Genomic DNA, 5099 nt, shown 5'->3' with positions numbered 1-5099 from the left:
TCCAGCTTGTCTTCCAGCCGCTGAATGAAACGCGCCCGCGGATGCTTGTCCAGCAGCGCGCGTTCTTCGGTGGTGAGCGTGGGCTGCAGCACGATCCAGTCGATGCCTTCCAGCATGAACAAAGGTTCCAGTAACGCGAGCGGCGCCGAACGCGTCTCGCCGGGCTGGATCCGGCCCGACCATACAATGCCGAGTTTGCGCTTCGACTGGCCGCCGAGCGACCCGCGCCATTTCTTGCGATACGCGGCTGGCACCACGAGATAGGGCGTGCGCGCCGGCACCATTTCCGTATTCGATACACCCAGCGCCAGCGGCAAGCTGAGCAGGGGGATGAACGCGTCAATGTCGGCGGGAGGGGGTGTCAGCGTGCTTTTCAATATGACGCCCGCCGCGTTTGCCGCCGGCTCGAGCAGCGCGACAAGCGCCGGTTGCACCTCGAGCACGATCTGGCCGACGAGCTTCGCCGCGAACGGCACGAAACGCACGAACTGCAAGGTATCGCCGAAGCCCTGTTCTGCGCGGATCCACAGCGTCTCGCGCGGCATGGGCGCGCCTTTCCACACGGGCAGGCCCGGAGCCGGGACGCTGGCTGGCGCGCGCAGGCGCCATTCATAAGCGCTCAGTCCGCGAGCGTAATCGCCGAGCGCAAGCAATGTCAGAGCGCGATTCAGGTTCGCCGCAACGAGGCCTGGATCGAGGCGCAACGCCTGATCGAAGGCACGCAGCGCCGCTTTATGACCGCCGAGCGCGAAATGCGCGTTGCCAAGTCCGAGCCACGCCACGCTGTATTTCGGATCGAGTCCGACCGCGCGCTCGAACTGCGGCAACGCGGCTTCATGCTCGCCTATACCCGCAAGCGCGTGCCCGAGTCCAAAGTGCGCGGGCGCGAATTGCGGCTGCATGCGCAGCACTTTCTGCAGCACGGGCACGGCTTCATGCGGGCGGCCGACCGTATCGAGAAGATTGCCCAGGTTGAAATGCGCCGCGACATAGTTCGGCTCGGCGGCAATGGCTTCGCGAAATTGCTGGATGGCGCCGTGGGTGTCGCCGAGCGCATTGAGCGCCATGCCCAGGTTGTTGTGCGCGCCCGCGTGGCCCGGCCGTATTTGAAGCGCGCGGCGGAACGCCTTCGCGCCTTCCTCGAAACGGCGCATTCCAAGCAGCGCGTTGCCGAAATTGTTCCAGGTAGGCGCGTCGCCGGGCTGCAGGCGCAGGGCTTTTTCGAAGGCATCGGCGGCGTCTTCGTGACGGCCCGCCGCAGCGTACGCATTGCCCAGGTTGTATTGCGCGAGCGAAAAGCCGGGTTCCAGGTGCAACGCGTTACGAAACCTTTCGATGGCGTCATCGATCCGGCCGAGCGCCTTCAGCGCATTGCCGAGGTTGAGCTGCAAGGCGGGATCGGCGGGACGCAGGTCTGCCGCGCGGCGCACCAGATCGGCCGCTTCCGCGTGCTGGCCTTGTTGGTGGCGCAGCACGCCGAGCAGATGAAGTGCGTCGACGTGGGAGGGCTCTGCGGCGAGCGCGGCCTGATAGTCGCGTTCCGCTTCGGTGAGGCGGCCGTCGCGATGTGCTGCGAAGCCGCGCGCAAAAACTGTATCCATTGAGGGAAATCGAATGCGAACACGCCATTTTCCCACACGTTCACCGCCGATCCCGATTTTTGCGTTGACGCCGACGACCTGGTCTCGATAACATGTGAACACCTGTTCATATGTTCGATACAACAATCGTGCCTTCAGCGCTGCTGCTAAACGACGTTTCAACCGACGAGCGCGTCGTTCCGCTCGCCGACCTGTTCCGCCTGCTGGGTGACCCGACGCGTTTGCGCATCGTGTTGACGTGCGTGGAAGGGCGCACGCCCGTGGGGGCCATAGCCGAGTCGCTGGGGTTATCGGCTTCGCTCGTGAGCCACCATTTGCGCTTGCTGCGGGCGGCGCGAATCGTGCGGGCAGAGCGCGAAGGCAAGCAGGTTTTCTATCTCGCCGCTGACCAGCACATCAGCGGCATGCTGGCTGAATTGCTCGAGCATATCGCCGAGCCGCACGCCGATTTCAGACCGGATAACGATTAAATGGCACCTCGACCGACGCATCAACATCAGCATCATGACCACGGGCACGAAGGTCACGCGCATGACCACGAGGCTCACGAGGCTCACGAGGCACACGGCCACGATCACAAAGGCGGCCATCATCACCACCATGCGCCGCAAGCCGGGCAGGGCCGCACCTTCGCGATAGCGGTCGCGCTGAACGTGGTGATCGTGATCGTGCAGGCGGTGTACGGGTTCATCGCGCATTCGACCGCGCTGCTCGCCGACGCGGGCCACAATCTCTCCGATGTCCTCGGCCTCCTGCTTGCCTGGGGCGCGGTCTGGCTCGGCACGCGAAAGCCATCGGAACGATACACATTCGGACTCGGCAGTTCGTCGATACTCGCTTCGCTCGCCAACGCCGCGCTGCTGCTGTTCGCGTGCGGCGCGATCGTGCTCGAGGCCGTCCAGCGCCTGCTCAATCCCGCGCCGGTTGCGGGACTCGATGTGTTTATCGTTGCGACGATCGGGCTGGTGGTCAACGGTTTCTCCGCGTGGCTTTTCATGCGCGGCAGCAAGGAAGACCTGAACATCCGCGGCGCGTTCCTGCACATGGCGGGCGATGCCGGCATCTCGGCCGCGGTCGCCGTGAGCGGCCTCGTGATCCTCTATACCGGCGCGAGCTGGGTCGATCCGGTGATGAGCATTGTCGTGGTCGCGGTGATCGTGGCCGGGACGTGGGGGCTGGGGCGCGACGCCATGCGTCTTGCCATGGCCGCGGTGCCGCCGGGCGTGGACAAGCCGCGTATCGAAAAATATCTCTCCGACTTGCCGGGCGTCACCGACGTCCACGATCTCCACGTCTGGGCGCTTTCCACCACCGAAAACGCGATGACCGCGCATATCGTGATGCCGGCGGGACATCCGGGCGATGTTTTCGTCGATGCAATCGTGGGAACACTGCGCCGCGACTACGCCATGCACCACGCGACCCTGCAAGTGGAAATGGGCACGACGGTGCACAGTTGTTCGCTGGGTGAAAAGGCGCACGCGCACTGAGGGTTGGATCCCCGCGTTTGCCGATTACGACCGGCGTACACTGGAAGTCAGTGACGTTTGATGGAGAAGCGCATGTCCGCGCAGAAGCCGAACCGACACAAAACGCTCGATGTATCGCCGGTGCTCATCGCGGGCGCCGGTCCCACGGGTCTCGCCGCTGCCATGAGCCTCTCGCGCGCCGGCATTCCGGTGCGCCTGGTCGATAAAGCCCCCGAACCCTCGCCGTGGTCGCGCGCCATCGGCATCCAGGCGCGCACGCTCGAATTGTTCGAACAGCACAGGCTGGTCGAGCCGTTTCTGGAACTGGGTCACCGGGCGCGGACTGGCAACCTTTATTCGAACGGGCAGCGCCTCACGCAACTCGACTTCGATCCCTTGCAAACGCGCTATCCCTTTCTGCTTTTCCTCGATCAATCCGTCACCGAACGTCTCATGACCGAACATCTTGAAACGTTCGATGTGCGTGTGGAACGTGGCGTGGAATTGATCCACTTCAACCAGGGGGCGGCGGGGCTTGAAGCCACGCTGCAGCATGCCAACGGCGCGGAAGAGCATGTGCGGCCGTCGTACCTGATTGGAGCGGACGGCGCACACAGCACGGTGAGGCATGGACTGAACATCGAGTTCACGGGAAAGACCTTCGAGCAGACTTTCCTGCTCGCCGATCTTCACGCCGACACCGAATGGCCCGACGACGAATTCCATATCTTTGCGTCGGGTGAAGGCATTGCCACGTTGTTCCCGATGGGTGGCGGGCGCACGCGCCTGATCGCCGATCAGCGTGTCGCGGCACAATCGCCGGACGCGCCCGACAGCCTGCAAAAAAGCGCGGCGCCTACGCTCGATGAATGCCGCGAACTCATCGCGCGGCGCATTCATCATCGGGTGACGGTGACGAACCTCGCGTGGTCATCGTATTTCCGGCTGAACAACCGCATGGTGGACCAGATGCGATCCGGGCGCGTGTTCCTCGCCGGCGATGCCGCGCATGTCCATAGTCCTGCCGGTGCGCAAGGCATGAATACGGGCATTCAGGAAGCGTTCAATCTGGGCTGGAAGATCGCGCGGACGCTGGCGGGCGTGGCGTCGGATCGACTGCTCGATACGTACCACACCGAGCGTCATCCTATAGAGCGCGAAGTGCTGCGGACATCGAGTTTCATGACGCAGATGGCCGCCGCCGAACATGGCCCGATGAAGCTGATTCGCGATCACGTGATGCCGGTGTTATCGGCGATCGGTCCTTTGCGCGATGCCGCGCGGCGCACGGTCAGCGAGTTGTCGGTGCAATATCGGAAAAGTCCGTTGACGCTCGAACGCGGGCTCGATGGCGGCCCGCGTGCGGGCGATCGCGCGCCGGATGCGTGGGTGCATGTGGTCGATGGACCGCTTGGGCGTGCGCCCGGTGTCGGTTGTCTCTTCGATCTTCACGATCCCGCGTATTTCTCGCTGTTCCTGATGGTGAAGCCCTCGGAGGACGATGACATTGCACTTGCGCCCGCGACGCTGACCGTGGCGCACGCATTGCGCGACAAGGAGCTCGATGAACTGGCGAAATCAGTAGAAGAGACGTTGCCGAACAGTGTGCGCGTATGGCGCATCACCGATAAAGGCGATGACGGCGCACGTTCGTTGACTGAAGCGTATGGAAGGACGCGGCCGTGTTTTTATCTGGTGCGGCCGGATGGATATATTGCAGCGCGAGGACGCGCGCCTTCCGATACGCAAGGGTTGTTGAGGCACTGCGAGACATGGTTCGGGGCGGGGACGGAGGAGTAGGGTCAGGCGACGCAAACGAAAAAAGGACCGCACTCGGCGGTCCCCTCTTGCGAAAATCCCCCAACCCCTAAGCCGCAACCGCCGGCGTCAGCACCTCCCGATGCTTGGTCAACGCCTTCACCACGATCGGATGAAGCTTCGCGCTCAACTCCGGATCATCCAGCGCTTCCAGAATCGGCGTTCGCATTCGCGGCGCCCAGTACTTGTGAATGTGATTGGCGACTCCATC

General features: G+C 63.5%; 5 protein-coding genes. 3 read left to right on the top strand and 2 right to left on the bottom strand.

The features are described 5' to 3' along the window. Positions 1-1601 (bottom strand): tetratricopeptide repeat protein (locus tag ACFFAR_RS24100; protein WP_375508594.1); only part of this gene is annotated, 1601 nt, incomplete at its 3' end. Between the two features lie 110 nt (positions 1602-1711). Between ACFFAR_RS24100 and ACFFAR_RS24095 the strand changes: the two genes are divergently transcribed. The 3 genes from ACFFAR_RS24095 (at position 1712) to ACFFAR_RS24085 (ending at position 4870) form a co-directional block, all read left to right on the top strand. After that, complete coding sequence (locus ACFFAR_RS24095; protein WP_086386241.1) at positions 1712-2071, top strand: helix-turn-helix transcriptional regulator; 360 nt, start codon at positions 1712-1714, stop codon at positions 2069-2071. Further along, positions 2072-3091, top strand: coding sequence for a cation diffusion facilitator family transporter (locus tag ACFFAR_RS24090; protein WP_174364539.1), 1020 nt, complete (start codon positions 2072-2074; stop codon positions 3089-3091). It begins immediately after the preceding gene. A 72-nt stretch (positions 3092-3163) separates the two neighbouring features. Continuing rightward, positions 3164-4870, top strand: a complete 1707-nt coding sequence (locus ACFFAR_RS24085) for an FAD-dependent monooxygenase (RefSeq protein WP_174364538.1) — start codon at positions 3164-3166, stop codon at positions 4868-4870. A gap of 67 nt (positions 4871-4937) precedes the next feature. On the opposite strand, the gene ACFFAR_RS24080 is transcribed toward ACFFAR_RS24085, so the two are convergent. Next, positions 4938-5099 (bottom strand): formate dehydrogenase subunit delta (locus ACFFAR_RS24080; protein WP_174364537.1); only part of this gene is annotated, 162 nt, incomplete at its 5' end.

It is taken from the genome of uncultured Caballeronia sp. (genome assembly GCF_964243625.1).
In the GTDB taxonomy this organism is placed as follows: domain Bacteria; phylum Pseudomonadota; class Gammaproteobacteria; order Burkholderiales; family Burkholderiaceae; genus Caballeronia.
The sequence above is the reverse complement of the archived record's forward strand: the minus strand, read 5'-3'. Positions and strand labels throughout refer to the sequence as shown.